Origin of the sequence: Streptococcus sp. WM07 (assembly GCF_004570525.1) — a bacterium.
In the GTDB taxonomy this organism is placed as follows: domain Bacteria; phylum Bacillota; class Bacilli; order Lactobacillales; family Streptococcaceae; genus Streptococcus.
On record NZ_SPPZ01000047.1, the window covers coordinates 1 to 15,092 of the forward strand.

Sequence of the window (15,092 nt, forward strand, 5' to 3'; positions counted from 1 at the left end):
GATTTTCCTATGGTGTTGTGCATTCTTTTTATCTTTCAGAGCTTGCTTCAATTCGTTAATTTGATATTCATTTAGTTCGACTTTCATACTTTATAGTATACAGCTATTTTTGTTTTTTGTTAAGTATTACTATTCAAACATCTCCGTCAGACGGTAGCGAAGGGGTCTGCGGCTGACAACTTGAAGTAAATTCTTATCAACTAAAGTCCGCAAACCTTGTTTAATCGAACGAACCGATACTTTTGGAGCATTCTGGCTTACTATTTTAACCAATTCTCTCTCCTCCATCCCACTATCATCTGACACAAATAGTTTTGCCTGAGCAAGTACAAAGAGGAGGTGTTTTTCTTGTTCTGAAGTCTCTTCCAGAGTATGGATTTTCTCACGATAGTCTTCCAATAAATCCCGTTTTTCAGCTAAGAGCAAAAGAATATCTTCCTGTCCTTCTTGAATAAGTGACAAGAGACCTTGGACAAAAAAGGTCGCATCAGCGCGATTCAAATAGTCGCCCGTCTGTTGAAAGAGTTTGTAATAAGTATTTTTATGCTCATTGATTTTTTGGGAAATCACAAGAGCTGTGAAGGTATCCAAGTTATTAGCTACTGTCTTGGCCATTAGATAGCGACCAAATCGTCCATTCCCATCATAAAATGGATGCGTATTTTCAAAGAAAAAATGACCAATACAGACCTTCACTAAAAAAGGAAGCTCCTCATCTCCCAGAAATTGAAGCCAGGATTCCAACATATTACAAATCCCTTCTTCCGATAAGGGGGGACGATGGATGACTTTCCCTGTCCGATCATCGCTTATCTGAACACCCCCTTTTCGAAAGAGCTCCCCATCCAGTTGATCTTCTGAGTCCACTTCCTCTTCCATCAAAAGATTATAAAGAAAGCGAATATCTTTCAAAGTCTGGAGATTGAGAGTAGTCCCCTCTAAAATCTGTTGGTACATTTTCACCATTGAAAGGTTTTTACGTGTAGATTCTGCATCTGGAGACTCTGTCACAAAGCGATGAGCCTCTACCAAGTCCTTCCGTCTTGTTCGAATACCTTCGATAGCATTTGTGGAAATGATTGATTGGTACATTTGCTCACTAAAAAATTGATAATGGGCGACGGCTGGTAAATCCGCTGCCAAATCCTGAATCTTGCCAGAAGCAACTGTAATTTTTTCCATCAACATTAGAATCGTCGGCAAGACCACGACAAACAGGGGAAAGCTAGATGTTTGGAAGTTTTCTCTTTTCATCAATCTTGGGTAAAGTCGAGTAACAATCGTACCATATCCTTCCAAACGTTGTTGATACTCTCTCTCATAAGCCTCAAAATTCCCATAATAGACTTTTTTAAGTTCTTTGTAATCCATCAAAACCCTCCTCTCTGCTAGATCGACCCTGCTGTTACTTAAAACAAAAATCAAAATTTATTCAAATAGAATTGAAAAGTTGAATTCTATTTTGTCATTTTAGCCCTTTTGTTAAAATAAAATCTCATTTTCTAGTTCTATTTTAACATTTTGGCACTTTTGTTCAAATATAAACTATTTATTGCCTTCTATTTTGTCATTTTAGCCCTTTTGTTAAAATATGTGGGAATTTTAATCAAATAATTTCTAATGAAAAGTATCATTCCTTAGAATTGTCTGAAAAATCTCCTTTTGAAAACTTTTATGCTATAATAAGGTGTATTTTACTGATGAAAGAGAGAAAGCGGCCATGCAAGCCCAAGGAATCCAGATCTCTTATGGAGATCGCTTGATACTGGACAATTTATCTTGTCAGCTAGAGCCTGGAAGCATCACCACCATCATCGGGGCCAACGGCAGTGGTAAATCCACTCTTCTCAAGGCCTTTACTCGAATTCTCCCCTTAGACAAAGGACAAATTATTCTCGAAGGCCAAGCCATCGCTCAGATGAAAACCAAGGAAGTTGCCAAAAAATTGGCTCTGTTACCACAAGTTCAGTCTGCAGCCGAAGGCATCACCGTTTCGGAGTTAGTTACCTATGGTCGCTACCCTCACTTAGCGGCCTTGGGGCATCTCTCCAAGGATGATCGCGCTAAAATTACTTGGGCGTTAGAAGCTACTCGCTTAAGTGCTTACCACGATCAGCCCGTTGATGCGTTATCGGGAGGACAGCGGCAGCGGGTCTGGATTGCTATGGCCTTAGCTCAAGATACAGACTGGATTTTCTTAGATGAACCAACGACCTACCTTGACCTCAATCATCAGTTGGAAGTGCTAGAACTACTAGCAGAACTCAATAAAACCCAAGGCAAGACCATCGTCATGGTCTTGCATGATCTCAATCTGGCAGCTCGTTTTTCCCATCGTTTGTTGGCCATGAAGGATGGGCACATCGCTTTTGAGGGTGCGGTCTCAGAGGTGATGACAACTGAAACCTTGCGTTCGATTTTTTCCATAGAAGCGCAAATCCTTCCAGATCCAATCTATGGAACCCCTGTCTGTCTTAGTTATACGCTACTTAAAGAATAGGAGATTATTATGAAAAAACTACTAACCTGGCTAGGACTTACTTTACTACTCCTCACACTGACAGCTTGTACTTCTACAAATAAGTCATCTAATGCTACGGAAGACATAGTTCTCTCCAGTAAACCCAAGATTGAGGGCTTTGATTATTCTGGAGATATTCCTCAGAATCCTCAACGAATTGTCAGTCTTTCCTCGAGCTATACGGGTTACCTTTATCAACTTGGCTTTGAGCCTGTATCTGTCACTTCCTATGACGCTAAGAATCCCGTCCTCAAGGATCGGATTAAGGAGGCTCAAGTACTCATGCCAGACGATCTAGAGAGCATTGCCAAGGCCAATCCAGATTTGATTGTCATTGAATCCAATGATCCGAACCTCAAGGAACTGCAAAAGATCGCACCAACCTTGGCTGTAACCTACGGCAAGAACGATTACCTCCAACTCTTGAATTCTTTTGGGCAAGTTTTTGCCAAAGAAAAAGAAGCAGATGAATGGATCGCTAACTGGAAAGAGCGAACTGCCAAAATCGGACAAGAACTCCGTAACCAGTTAGGAGCAGATAAGACTGTTACCGTTATGGGGCTCTTTGAAAAAGACATCTACCTTTTCGGCAACAACTGGGGGCGTGGCGGCGAAGTTATCTACCAAGCTCTCGGTTTCAAAGCTCCTCAAAAAGTCCAAGATGAGGTCTTCAAACCTGGCTATCTAGCCGTCAATCAAGATGCCCTACCAGATTATCTAGGCGATATTGTCGTTGTAGCTGCTGAAAACGAGGAGACAGGGTCAGCCCTCTATGAGAGTCCCCTTTGGAAATCTCAACCAGCAGTTGAGAAAAACCATGTCCTCAAGGTTGATGCCAATGCTTTCTACTTCAACGACCCACTAAGTCTGGAATATGAACTAAAAACTATCCAAGAAGGATTCCAACAAATGAATTAGGAGTTCCTATGAAACCAACCCAATCTGGGATTCCGCAAAACAAGCCAAGATTCTTTTGGCTTGTTTTTTGCAGTCTCACCCTCCTAATCCTCGGTCAATTCCTGCTGAATCTCAGTTGGGGACAACCCTGGTACGATTTTGAAACCGTCCTACAAGCCCTCCTATATCCACACAAGCAGGGACAAATCGATCTGATTATCTGGGATATCCGACTCCCACGCGCCACCGCTGCTCTATTAGTAGGAGCCAGTCTTGCTGTTTCTGGCGCCCTTATGCAGGGAATTACCCGCAATCCCATCGCAGACCCAGGACTCCTCGGAATCAATGCTGGAGCCGGACTGGCTCTAGCTGGGGGCTACGCTTTTCTTGGCTCCCTCCACTATAGCCAAATTCTAGTCCTCTGCCTACTAGGCGCAGGTATGGCAACCCTACTCGTCTTAGGTCTAGCCTACCGGCGGGGACGAGGACTAGATCCCGCTAGCCTCATCCTAGCTGGTACCATGGTAGCCAGTCTTTTTACCGCTCTGGGACAGGGATTGACGCTGGCTTTTAATCTGTCCACGGCGATTATTGGCTGGCAAGCTGGCGGATTAGCGGCCACAAATTGGCAGATGCTCATGATCATCATCCCACCGATTGCTTGTGGACTCTTACTTGCACAACTCCTAGCCTATCAACTGACAATTTTTAGCTTAGATGAACAAATTGCCCTAGGCTTAGGACAAAATACCCGCTGGATGCGCCTGACACTCTTACTTGTTGTTTTAGTGCTTTCCGCTGGCTCTGTTGCTTTAGTCGGTAGTTTAGCGCTCGTAGGGTTAATCATTCCCCACCTCTTACGTCCATGGTTAGGACGTTCCTACAGTCACTTACTTCCTATTTCAGCTCTCATTGGCACCAGTTTTCTACTCTGGTGCGATCTCGGAGCCATCCTACTCCCAGGAACCCCACTCAATACCTTAATCTGTCTAATCATTCTCCCAATCTTTATAATCCTGATGCGAAAGGGACAATTGTATGACTCCTTCTAAGCGGCTACCTCAAGCCTCAACCCTACTCTTACTACTTCTCTTAGTCCTCATCGCTTCATTCCTATCACTAGCTATGGGAGACATGGAAATCGACGTCCAAGGACTCTTTCAGTATTTTGAAGGAACAGCCAGTTCCCAAACTCAATTTATACTTCAAGAAATCCGTCTCCCCCGAACTCTGGTCAGCTTATTGGCAGGTGCTTCTTTAGGATTAAGCGGTGCTCTCCTACAAACCTATACACGTAATCCTCTCGCCGATTCTTCCACTCTTGGAATTAACGCGGGAGTCGGATTAGTCCTAACCCTCGCTCTAACGCAACTAAATCTTACCGACCCCTTCTTTATCCGTTTTCTCCCCTTTTTTGCTATTCCAGGCGGTCTTGCAACAGTTGCTCTCGCCTCTTTTCTTTCCCACCAAAAAGGACAAGGCATCCATCCTATCAAACTAATTATCGCTGGTGTAACCCTCTCCACTATCCTATCCTCCAGCCTCATTGCCATCACAGGTCAAGTCAACACCCAGAAGCTTAATTATGTAGTAACCTGGTTAGCCGGACGCATGACCGGCAACAATTGGGAGAGCCTAGCCATTGCAACGCCGATTTTAATCATACTCTGGGGATTCAGTTACAGCCAAGCAAGGCCACTTAACCTCCTACAACTAAAAGATGAAACCGCCATCGGACTAGGACTTCCTCTCAAACAAAAAAGACGACTCCTGCTCTTACTAGCTAGTGCACTTGTTGCTTTCAGCCTCTCGCTAGCAGGAAATATTACCCTCGTAGGTCTCCTTGCTAGCCATATCAGTCAAATCCTCTTCCCACCTGACCATCACTGGCGTCTCCCCGCAAGCATGCTGACAGGTGCACTCCTCCTCCTCACCGCCGACACCCTCACCCGTACCTATCTGGTTGGCAGTAACATCCCCACCGGCATCACCCTCACCCTCATCGGAACCCCCTATTTTCTGTATCTCTTACGCAAACAAATGAACCATTCCTAAAACCAGAAAAAAGACACGATTTTCACCCAAACATCGGAAATCGTGTCTTTTTTAGTAGTAATACGTCATAAAAGTAAAATCAGAATAGTTGAAGAATTTCAAAAAATAGCAATGGAATGAGATTCTATTAAGCTAAGACCTCAGTCATTTTAAAAAATGATTCAACAAACCTCAGGGAACTGCTGAATCTTCTAGAGAAGACATTCTTGCGCGCAATCAATAAGTGTATCTTTGAAATTTAATGACTATAAGACTCGCATACCTAAACAAGAAACCTCATACTCTTTGAAAATCAAATTTAACAGTTGTCAGGTCAGACAGTCTGGTAGACTGTCTGAGATTTTAGTTGAAAAAACGAAGTTTTTGTCAACTTTGCTGTACTCATTTGAAACTTTCTTCGAAAGTTTTATGAGCAAGCTTAAAACCTCTCCCAAAGATTTCGAACTTTCTGAGGCTCACTTCCTAGTTTAATTTTTGATTTTCATTGAGTATCAGTTGCTCTATAGAAAGCATATGAATTTTTGATACTCTAATATGTCAAGAATCCAAAACATTCCCAACTGAATTCAGCTGGGAATGTTTTTGGTGGCTCTATGCTTCATACAAGCTTACGGGGGTCTTTAAATTCTTCAGAGAATAACTATCCCACACTCTGCAATCCGGATATATAGTCGTTATATAAGTTATTCCTAGTTAATCATACAAGTCCCTCCTACTGTAAGCGCTCTTATACTAAATTTATTCTAGCATAAAAAGTATCAAATAACCATCCGACAATTTCAAGAGTCATTTTCAAAAAGATGCTTAGGAAAAAGTCTGCGAAATAGAAAACAGCTTAGAATGACGTCATTAGAAACGTTGATTCTAAGCTGTTTTTATCGATTCAAACTTCAAGCGAAGTCAGAAATTTTATTCCTCTTCACGCGCAAATTGGCTTTGATAAAGGTCATAGTAGAAGCCTTGGTCGGCAAGGAGGCTTTCATGAGTTCCTTGCTCGATGATCTGGCCGTCTTTGAGGACCAGAATTTTGTCAGCTTCTTGGATCGTGGAAAGCCGATGGGCAATCACAAAGCTGGTACGGCCTTGCATAAGGGTTTTCATGGCTTTTTGAATCAGGAGTTCCAGACGGGTATCCACGGAGCTGGTTGCCTCATCTAGGATTAGGATTTTCGGATCCGCTAAGAGGGCACGAGCGATGGTCAAGAGCTGTTTCTGACCAAGTGAGATGTTGCTAGATTCTTGATTCATCTGCATCTTATAGCCCCCTGGGAGGCTGCGAATGAAGTAATCCACGTTGGCAGCCTTAGCGGCTGCCACGATTTCCTCGTGGGTCGCATCCAAATTCCCGAAGCGTAAGTTTTCTTCAATACTGGCTTCATAGAGCCAGGCATCTTGCAAGACCATTCCGAATTGACGGCGGTAATCTTGGCGATCAATGCTGCGAATATCTTGGCCGTCAACTCGAATCGCACCTCCATCCACATCATAGAAGCGCATCAGTAGGTTGATAAGAGTTGTCTTTCCGGCCCCTGTTGGTCCGACGATAGCTACCATTTGTCCTGGTTGGACTTCAAGGTTAAAGTTTTGAATCAATGGTTTATCCGCAGTGTAGCTAAAGGAAACCTGATCAAAGCTTACCTGACCGCTCAGGGGTTGGGCAAGTGTTGTTTCATCGGTTTGACTTTCAGCTGGCTCATCCAAGACTTGGAAAATCCGGTCCAAGGAGGACTGGGCACTTTGAAGTTGACCTGCGATTTGAGTCAGAATCTGTACGGGTTGGCTGATTTGCCAAACATATTGAACAAAAGCCTGCATGTTCCCGATGGTTAGACGACCTGCCAAAACTTGAAGGCCACTCAAAAAGGCAATCATAACGTAGGCGAAATCAGATAGTCCATGAAGAAGAGGAGCCATTAGGCCTGAACGGAAGCTCGCTTTAAAGCCGACTTCTTCTAACTCATCCACGATGTCCTGAAATTCTTCCACGGTCTGTTCTTCACGGCCATAGAGTTTTACAATCTGAAAACCAGTCAAGTGTTCCTGTACAAACCCATTTAATTTTCCTAAAATATCAGCTTGACGCTTAAAGGACGGTTGGGATAATTTAAGAATTTGACTTGAGGTTATATAGGTAAGAGGGATAATCAACGTAACAACAATAGCTAGAGGAACATTAATCGAATAAACCATCACCAAGACAAGGATGATCGTTCCGATTGCATTCACAATCTGCAAGAAACTTTGTTGAAGTGCATTGGAGACGGTCTCCACATCACTCGTAAAGCGTCCCAAAAGATCCCCAAACTGCTGGCGGTCAAAATAGGATACTGGCAGATGGTTGACCTTATGGCTCAACTCCTTACGCAAATCGCGTACCGTAGCTTGAACCGCATTGGTCATAAAATAATTGGCATAATAAGCTCCAAGAGAATAAAGGGTCCCGCGAAGCAGGTAAATGACAAGAATCCAAAAGACATAGGGAATATTCAAGCCGGTTCCCTTTCCTTGAGCCATATCCAAGAGATTACGTGTCAATTCCGTAATCGCTAACCCCAGTACAAAAGGCTCCAGAACCGACATGACAATGCTCAAAATCTTGAAAGCAATCGCCAAATAAACACTCGCACGATAGGAGCGAAGATAGGACCAGAGTCGTTTAAAATTATTTTCTTTCATATCTTACTCCTCCCCTCTATTCAGCTGCGAATTAGCAATTTCACGATAGATAGCATTAGATTCCATAAGCTCCTCATGGGTTCCACGTCCCACAATTTCGCCCTTGTCCAGAACAATAATTTGGTCGGCATCCATGATGGTTCCAACCCTCTGCGCAACAATCAACACGGTTGCATTTTCGGTCACTTCTTTGAGACGACGACGCAAAATCGCATCGGTTTTATAGTCCAGAGCTGAAAAAGAATCATCGAAAATATAGATTTCTGGTTCTTTAACAAGTGCACGCGCAATGGACAAGCGTTGTTTTTGTCCACCCGACAAGTTACTTCCACCTTCTGCCAGATGGGTCTCAAACTGATCTTCCTTACTCTGAATAAAATCCAAAGCCTGGGCCACATCCGAAGCAGATTCCAGATCTTCCTGATCCGCTTGAGCATTTCCGAATCGCAAGTTCTCTGCGATACTTCCAGTAAACAGGAGAGCCTTCTGTGGAATAAATCCAATCTTCTGCCGCAGAGCCTTGAGGTTATAAGAACGAACATCCACTCCGTCCACTAAAATCCGCCCCAATGTCACATCAAAGAAGCGAGGAATCAACTGCACCAAGGAAGACTTCCCAGAACCGGTCGACCCAATAAAAGCAATTGTCTGACCTGGCTGAGCCTTAAAGGAAATATCGTGCAAGACTGGATTTTCAGTCTCACCTGGATAAGCAAAGGTCACCCGATCAAACTCCAAATATCCCTTGGTTTCCGTCTCGGTCACTCCTTCTTCATTTGGAGAAATGGATAACGGCATATCCATAACCTCTTGCAGACGGCGGGCCGATACAGCAGTCCGCGGATAGGTCGTAAAGAGATTGGCCAAGAGTAGGCATGACAAGAGGGCATGGAAGCTATATTCAATAAAAGCAACTACAACCCCAATCTGGATTTGTCCCTGATTTAAGGGATCCAAGGCAAACCAGACAATCGCCACAATCATTGCAATAATAATCTGAGCAAAGAGAGGGTCTGTTAATCCCGTCAACTTGAACAGTCGATTGGAATTGGTCTGGTAAATTTCATTTTCCTGATCGAAACGCTGCTCTTGAAACTCCTCACGACCAAAAGCGCGAATAACCCGTAAACCGGTTAGATTTTCCCGAGCAAAATGATTGATCCGATCCAAACTTTCTTGCTGTTGCTCCGATAAGGGACGACTAGCAATAGCCACATACCAGATAACGACCACCAAAAATGGAAGAGAGAAGGCTACAATCCAACTCAAGGAAGGACTGGTCACAAAAACCATCACCAAGCTGGATAGCAACATAATTGGAGTGATAACTCCAAATTTCAAGGTCTGATCCGCAAACTGCATCAGTGTGAAGGCGTCACTGGTAATCCGAGTGACCAAAGAAGACACTCCAATCTGTTCATATTCTTGATGGGAATAGTATTGAAGACGTCGATAAATATCCAGACGCATATCTCGAATCATTTTATTCGTAAGACGGCTACCTGCATAAGTCTGTAGGAAACGACCTAAAATTCCAAGCAAGGCTGTAATGATCATGACAATGCCCCAAAAATAAATCCGAGACTCGTCTCCTTGAACCACTCCTTGGTCAATCATTCGTGCTAAAAAGGTCGGAAGTCCGAGGTTCACAATAACAAACAATAGGGCTGCAAAAATATCCAAAGCCAAGAGCTGGGGATATTTCTTTAAGTAATTCCAAATATAAAGCATGGATCCTCCTTTCAAAGTAGGGTTTCATTTAAATCTTTCTGAGCTTGATCCAAGAAAAGCAGGGCTTCTAAGGGAGTCATCTGGCTCAAATTGATTGTTTTTAGTTTTTCAAGTAGGGGATGGGGTGTGCTCGGGAGGGATTCTGGTACTTGAAACAAATCCAGTTGCCCTATCTGGGACTGAGACTCTTGGTTTTCCAAGCTATCCAAGATAATCTGGGCTCGAGCCAAAAGGACTGGAGGAAGTCCCGCAATTTTAGCAACGTGGATTCCATAAGACTGATCGGCAGGCCCCGGCTCAATCTTATGTAGGAAAGTAACCGTGCCCCCTTCTTCTAATGTGGCAACGTGTACATTGGCCAGTCCTCCAAGGCTGTGTTCCAATTCCGTTAACTCATGGTAGTGTGTTGCAAAGAAAGTCTTCGCTCCCACTTTATCATGAATATATTCAATCAAGGCTTGAGCCAAAGCCATACCATCATAGGTTGCGGTACCACGACCCAACTCATCAAAGAGAATGAGGGACTGAGCTGTCGCATGTTGCACGGCTTGATTAGCTTCCATCATCTCCACCATAAAGGTCGACTGGCCAGAAACCAAGTCATCGGCTGCCCCAATCCGAGTAAAGATGGCATCAAAAATCGGCAGGTCTGCCTCCTTAGCTGGAACGTACGAACCAATCTGGGCAAGAATCACCATAATCGCAATTTGCCGCATATAGGTTGATTTACCACTCATATTGGGGCCCGTAATCAACTGAATCCGATCCTCTGCCGCCATAACAAGGCTGTTGGGGACATAGGACTGGCGGCCCAAGACTGCTTCCACTACAGGATGGCGACCCTCGATTACTCGAATTTGTCCTGTCTCGTTAAAAGTCGGCTTAACCCAGAGCTGGCTTTCTGCAACCGAAGCCAAGCTCTGGAGTACATCGACACTGGCAAGGGCGCTAGCCAAACTTTGCAAGCGAGGCATGTACTTAGCCACTTCTTCCCGAATTCGCATAAAGAGATCATATTCCAATTGGGAAGACTGATCTCGAGCTTCTAGAAGCTGACCTTCAATTTGGGCCAATTCCTGACTTCCAAAACGCTCCGAGTTTTTCAACGTTGCCTTACGATAAAAATGATCTGGAACATGACTAAGCTGGGACTGGGTGACGTGGAAATAATAACCATCCTTACGATTGTAGTCAATCTTGAGATTGTGAATCCCCGTCGCCTGACGTTCCCGGCTTTCCAAATCTGCCAACCAAGACGTCCCTTCTCGTAAGGCTTTACGGTACTGGTCTAGGACAGGATCAAAGCCTGTCTTAATCAGGCCCCCATCCATTAATTGGTTGGGCGCCTGGGGATCAATAGCCGCATCTATCAGGGCATACAACTCCTCTAAAGGATCCAGCCCCTGAATCAGAGACTCTAATGTCACCTGCTCCAAACTGGTTAACAGATGTCGAATTTGCGGCACCTGCCCCAAGGTAGCGGATAGCTGCAAGAGATCCTTAGGTAAAACCTTGCCAAAAGAAACACGACTGACCAAGCGTTCAATATCATAGACACCTTTGAGACTCTCAACCAAATCCTGGCGCTCAAAAAAGGCCTCTAATAAAATCGTCACCTGATTTTGCCGCTCCTCAATCTGTTTTCTATCTAAAAGCGGCTGTTGGATCCAACGGCGTAAGAGTCTTAATCCCATAGCCGTCCGTGTTTGATCCAAGACCCCTAATAAAGATCCCTGTTTCTTGCCTGTCCGAGCATGCTCGGTTAGATCGAGACTTTGCTTAGTTGCAAAATCCATCCGGAGAGAATCCGCAATTTGGTAAACTTCAACCGGCTTCAAATGATCCAAGTCCCGCATCTGGGTCTGATAAATATAGGCCAACAGGCTTGCAGCTGCTGAGAACTCAAGCTCTTTTAGACTGGTCGGTAGAAGAGGACTGGCATCCAAAGGTTTCTCCACCCAAGAAACCATGACTTGCAGCTGCTGACGCAACACAGTTTCTTGTTCCTCGAGTACCTCACCAGCCAAAACCACTTCCTTGGCCTGTAAATTCCGAATTTCACTCAAAACTAGCTCCCAGCGATCTAGCTGGGTTACCGCAAATTCTCCCGTAGCCAAATCCAAATGAGCCAAGCCATAGGCTTGATTTTGGGCATAAAGACCTACCAAGAAATTGTTCTGACCATCACGACTAGGACCATCCAAGCTGGTTCCTGGGGTTACAACCTGAACAACCTCACGTTTCACCACACCCTTGGCCTGTTTGGGATCCTCCATCTGCTCGGCAATAGCTACCTTATAACCTTGCTCAATTAAAGTATCAATGTATTGCTGAGCAGAATGATAGGGAACTCCCGCCATAGGAATGGGGTCTTCCGCATTTTTATTTCGCGATGTAATTGAGATTTCAAGAATCTGTGCTGCTCTGGTTGCATCTTCATAAAAAAGTTCATAAAAATCCCCCATGCGAAAGAAAAGAAAAGCATCGGGGTAATCTTTTTTCATATCGACATACTGCTGCATGCCGGGTGATAATTTCGCTTGACTCATAGGACCTCCTCGACATAAGAGCGAATATCTTCTTCTAAACTGGCACCATCTTGACTAGAGCGCGTCACCACCAAAAGGGTATCTGCGCCGGCAATCGTACCCAAAATCCGACGGTCTCCACTGGCATCTAGGCTATTGGCCAAAACGGAGGCCTCTCCTAAACCTGTATGCAAAACCAGGCTGAACTCAACCCGGTCAATCTGCTTCACATATAAGGCTAAATCTCCCAAACCAGCCCCTGCCCCCATCCGCGGCAGGCGATAAAAAGACTGACCTTGTGTTGTCATATGACGCTCCACTCCCAGTTCCTTTAAGTCTCTGGACAAGGTCGCCTGGGTTACCTCCACACCAGCCTCTTTGAGAGCCTCTTGTAACTCCTGCTGCCGATGAAATCGTCGCTCGCTCAAAAGCTGCCCAATCAAATCCTGTCTGTCTGCTTTTTTCATGGTCTTTCCTCACGCATTCTGTTTCAATTATAACAAATTTTTTATCGGCCTGTCCTTGTTGGATTTAAGGCCTGCCTTATGATAAAATAAAGAGAAAAAAAGGAGAAATTATGAACCAAAAATCATTAGTGGCCCAACGGCTAGCGGCTCAAATCGAAAGTCTTGATGAAGCAGCCATTCTGGACCTTTTAGAAACCCCTAAATCTTCTGATTTGGGTGATATCGCCTTTCCTGCTTTTAGCTTGGCCAAGGTTCTTCGCAAGGCACCTGCCGTGATTGCCCAAGAAATCGCTGATGCCATTGACACAACTGGTTTTGAAAAAGTGGTCGCAACAGGACCTTATGTCAACTTTTTCTTAGATAAGGTCAGCATGGGAGACCAAATTCTCCGCTCTGTTATTGATGCAAAAGAAGCTTACGGCGCCCAAACAATCGGTCAGGGACAAAACATCACCATCGATATGTCCAGCCCTAATATCGCAAAACCCTTCTCAGTGGGACACTTACGCTCAACTGTTATCGGGGACTCACTCGCTAACCTCTTTACCAAATTAGGCTACAATGCGATCCGAATTAATCACCTCGGAGACTGGGGAAAACAATTCGGTCTTTTGATTGTGGCTTACAAACTTTGGGGTGACAAAGAAGCTGTTGAAGCCAACCCAATTAATGAATTGCTCAAACTGTATGTCCGCATCAATGAGGAGATGGAAACCAATCCTGAATTGGATGAACAAGGACGGGAATGGTTCCTCAAATTAGAACAGGGCGACAAGGAAGCTTGGGAATTATGGGAATGGTTCCGCTCTGAGAGCTTGGTTGAATTCAATCGAATCTACGAGCTTCTCAACGTCTCCTTTGACAGCTACAATGGTGAGGCTTTCTACAATGACAAGATGGATGAAGTCCTTGAAATCCTAGAAGAAAAGGGGCTCCTTCAAGAATCACAAGGGGCTTCCATTGTTGATTTGGAAGAATTCAACCTCAATCCAGCTTTGATTAAGAAATCTGACGGAGCTACCCTCTATATCACTCGTGACCTGGCAACTGCCCTCTATCGGAAACGGACTTACGATTTCGCCAAAAACATCTACATTACAGGTCATGAACAATCTGGTCACTTTGCTCAACTCAATGCCGTTTTGGAAAAAATGGACTATGACTGGGTTAAGGATATGTCTCATATTCCTTTTGGCTTGGTCACTAAAAATAAGAAAAAATTGTCTACTCGAAAAGGGAACATCATCTTGCTTGAGCCAACCATTGTGGAGGCTATTGCACGAGCTGAGAAGCAGATTGCTGAGAAAAACCCTGACCTTCCAAACAAGGAACAAGTGGCTCGCCAAGTGGGTGTCGGCGCCATCAAATTCTACGATTTAAAGACAGACCGCATGAACGGTTATGACTTCGATTTGGAAGCCATGCTGTCCTTCGAAGGTGAGACAGGGCCGTATGTGCAATACGCGTATGCACGGATTCAGTCCATTTTACGTAAGGCAGACTACCAACCAGATCCAGCCGCTCACTATCACTTAGAAGATAGCGAAAGCTGGGAAATCTTGAAAATCCTTCAAGACTTCAGCCGCGTAATCGAACGGGCAGCCAACCAGTTTGAACCATCGATCATCGCTAAATATGCCATCAATTTGGCACAACACTTCAACAAATACTATGCTCATACCCGTATCCTAGAGGAGAGCCCTGAACGTGATAGCCGCCTAGCCCTCAGCTACGCAACCGGTATCGTTCTGAAAGAAGCTCTCCGTCTCTTGGGAGTTGAAGCACCTGAGCAGATGTAGTATCTTTGAATAGCTGTTTAAAAAGCACTCGAACGGATAAGTCCTCAGTTCACCGGACAAGGGCCGTTCAAGTGCTTTTTTTAGTTTTCGCAAAGAGGCTAGCTCAAGCACCAACTGCTCCTTTTTTAGGAGGGAAAATTCTTTAATGCAGTCGTTGCCAAGTAATACTTAACAAAAAACAAAAATAGCTGTATACTATAAGGTATGAAAGTCGAACTAAATGAATATCAAATTAGCGAATTGAAGCAAGCCCTGAAAGATAAAAAGAATGCACAGCACCATAGGAAAATTCAAGCTCTCATTCTCTACTCTGAATGTCAGAATTTAACAGCAGTAGCTAAATCAGTAGGTTTTGTTCATCAAACTGTACGAAACTTATTGAACCGTTATCTAGAAGGAGGTTTAGAGGCACTCCTTA

11 protein-coding genes are annotated in these 15,092 nt (G+C 44.3%); 6 read left to right on the plus strand and 5 right to left on the minus strand.

What is annotated here, in order from left to right; translation table 11 throughout:
* Positions 1–129 precede the first annotated feature (129 nt).
* Complete coding sequence (locus tag E4T71_RS06500; protein ID WP_135038255.1) at positions 130–1,371, minus strand: Fic family protein; 1,242 nt, start codon at positions 1,369–1,371, stop codon at positions 130–132.
* Positions 1,372–1,720: 349 nt separating this feature from the next.
* Here E4T71_RS06500 and E4T71_RS06505 point away from each other — a divergent pair, with 349 nt between their 5' ends.
* From E4T71_RS06505 to E4T71_RS06520, 4 genes are read left to right on the plus strand one after another with little or no spacing between them, the layout of a single operon-like run.
* Complete coding sequence (locus E4T71_RS06505; RefSeq protein ID WP_135038257.1) at positions 1,721–2,500, plus strand: ABC transporter ATP-binding protein; 780 nt, start codon at positions 1,721–1,723, stop codon at positions 2,498–2,500.
* A gap of 9 nt (positions 2,501–2,509) precedes the next feature.
* Positions 2,510–3,439 (plus strand): iron-hydroxamate ABC transporter substrate-binding protein, encoded by a 930-nt coding sequence (locus E4T71_RS06510; RefSeq protein WP_135038259.1) that lies wholly within the window; start codon positions 2,510–2,512, stop codon positions 3,437–3,439.
* Between the two features lie 8 nt (positions 3,440–3,447).
* Positions 3,448–4,470, plus strand: coding sequence for an iron ABC transporter permease (locus E4T71_RS06515; protein WP_135038261.1), 1,023 nt, complete (start codon positions 3,448–3,450; stop codon positions 4,468–4,470).
* A complete protein-coding gene (locus E4T71_RS06520) occupies positions 4,457–5,473 on the plus strand; it encodes an iron ABC transporter permease (protein ID WP_135038263.1) in 1,017 nt (338 codons plus the stop codon). The genes E4T71_RS06515 and E4T71_RS06520 overlap by 14 nt, the downstream gene beginning before the upstream one ends.
* A gap of 909 nt (positions 5,474–6,382) precedes the next feature.
* Here E4T71_RS06520 and E4T71_RS06525 read toward each other — a convergent pair.
* From E4T71_RS06525 to argR, 4 genes are read right to left on the minus strand one after another with little or no spacing between them, the layout of a single operon-like run.
* A complete protein-coding gene (locus E4T71_RS06525; RefSeq protein WP_135038265.1) occupies positions 6,383–8,149 on the minus strand; it encodes an ABC transporter ATP-binding protein in 1,767 nt (588 codons plus the stop codon).
* A gap of 3 nt (positions 8,150–8,152) precedes the next feature.
* Positions 8,153–9,880 (minus strand): ABC transporter ATP-binding protein, encoded by a 1,728-nt coding sequence (locus tag E4T71_RS06530; RefSeq protein ID WP_135038267.1) that lies wholly within the window; start codon positions 9,878–9,880, stop codon positions 8,153–8,155.
* Positions 9,881–9,891: 11 nt separating this feature from the next.
* Positions 9,892–12,429, minus strand: coding sequence for a DNA mismatch repair protein MutS (gene mutS, locus E4T71_RS06535; protein WP_135038269.1), 2,538 nt, complete (start codon positions 12,427–12,429; stop codon positions 9,892–9,894).
* Positions 12,426–12,875 (minus strand): arginine repressor, encoded by a 450-nt coding sequence (gene argR, locus E4T71_RS06540; RefSeq protein ID WP_135038271.1) that lies wholly within the window; start codon positions 12,873–12,875, stop codon positions 12,426–12,428. Before argR ends, mutS begins: the two co-directional genes overlap by 4 nt.
* A 110-nt stretch (positions 12,876–12,985) precedes the next feature.
* Here argR and argS point away from each other — a divergent pair, with 110 nt between their 5' ends.
* Both argS and E4T71_RS06550 read left to right on the plus strand, forming a co-directional pair.
* Positions 12,986–14,674, plus strand: a complete 1,689-nt coding sequence (argS, locus tag E4T71_RS06545; protein ID WP_135038273.1) for an arginine--tRNA ligase — start codon at positions 12,986–12,988, stop codon at positions 14,672–14,674.
* A gap of 204 nt (positions 14,675–14,878) precedes the next feature.
* Positions 14,879–15,092, plus strand: a 214-nt coding sequence (locus E4T71_RS06550; protein WP_135034965.1) for a helix-turn-helix domain-containing protein, incomplete at its 3' end; no start/stop codon positions are given.

Coding starts and splice junctions, on each gene's coding strand:
- E4T71_RS06500 (WP_135038255.1), bottom strand. CDS start 1,371: ATGGATTACAAAGAACTTAAAAAAGTCTATTATGGGAATTTTGAGGCT.
- E4T71_RS06505 (WP_135038257.1), top strand. CDS start 1,721: ATGCAAGCCCAAGGAATCCAGATCTCTTATGGAGATCGCTTGATACTG.
- E4T71_RS06510 (WP_135038259.1), top strand. CDS start 2,510: ATGAAAAAACTACTAACCTGGCTAGGACTTACTTTACTACTCCTCACA.
- E4T71_RS06515 (WP_135038261.1), top strand. CDS start 3,448: ATGAAACCAACCCAATCTGGGATTCCGCAAAACAAGCCAAGATTCTTT.
- E4T71_RS06520 (WP_135038263.1), top strand. CDS start 4,457: ATGACTCCTTCTAAGCGGCTACCTCAAGCCTCAACCCTACTCTTACTA.
- E4T71_RS06525 (WP_135038265.1), bottom strand. CDS start 8,149: ATGAAAGAAAATAATTTTAAACGACTCTGGTCCTATCTTCGCTCCTAT.
- E4T71_RS06530 (WP_135038267.1), bottom strand. CDS start 9,880: ATGCTTTATATTTGGAATTACTTAAAGAAATATCCCCAGCTCTTGGCT.
- mutS (WP_135038269.1), bottom strand. CDS start 12,429: ATGAGTCAAGCGAAATTATCACCCGGCATGCAGCAGTATGTCGATATG.
- argR (WP_135038271.1), bottom strand. CDS start 12,875: ATGAAAAAAGCAGACAGACAGGATTTGATTGGGCAGCTTTTGAGCGAG.
- argS (WP_135038273.1), top strand. CDS start 12,986: ATGAACCAAAAATCATTAGTGGCCCAACGGCTAGCGGCTCAAATCGAA.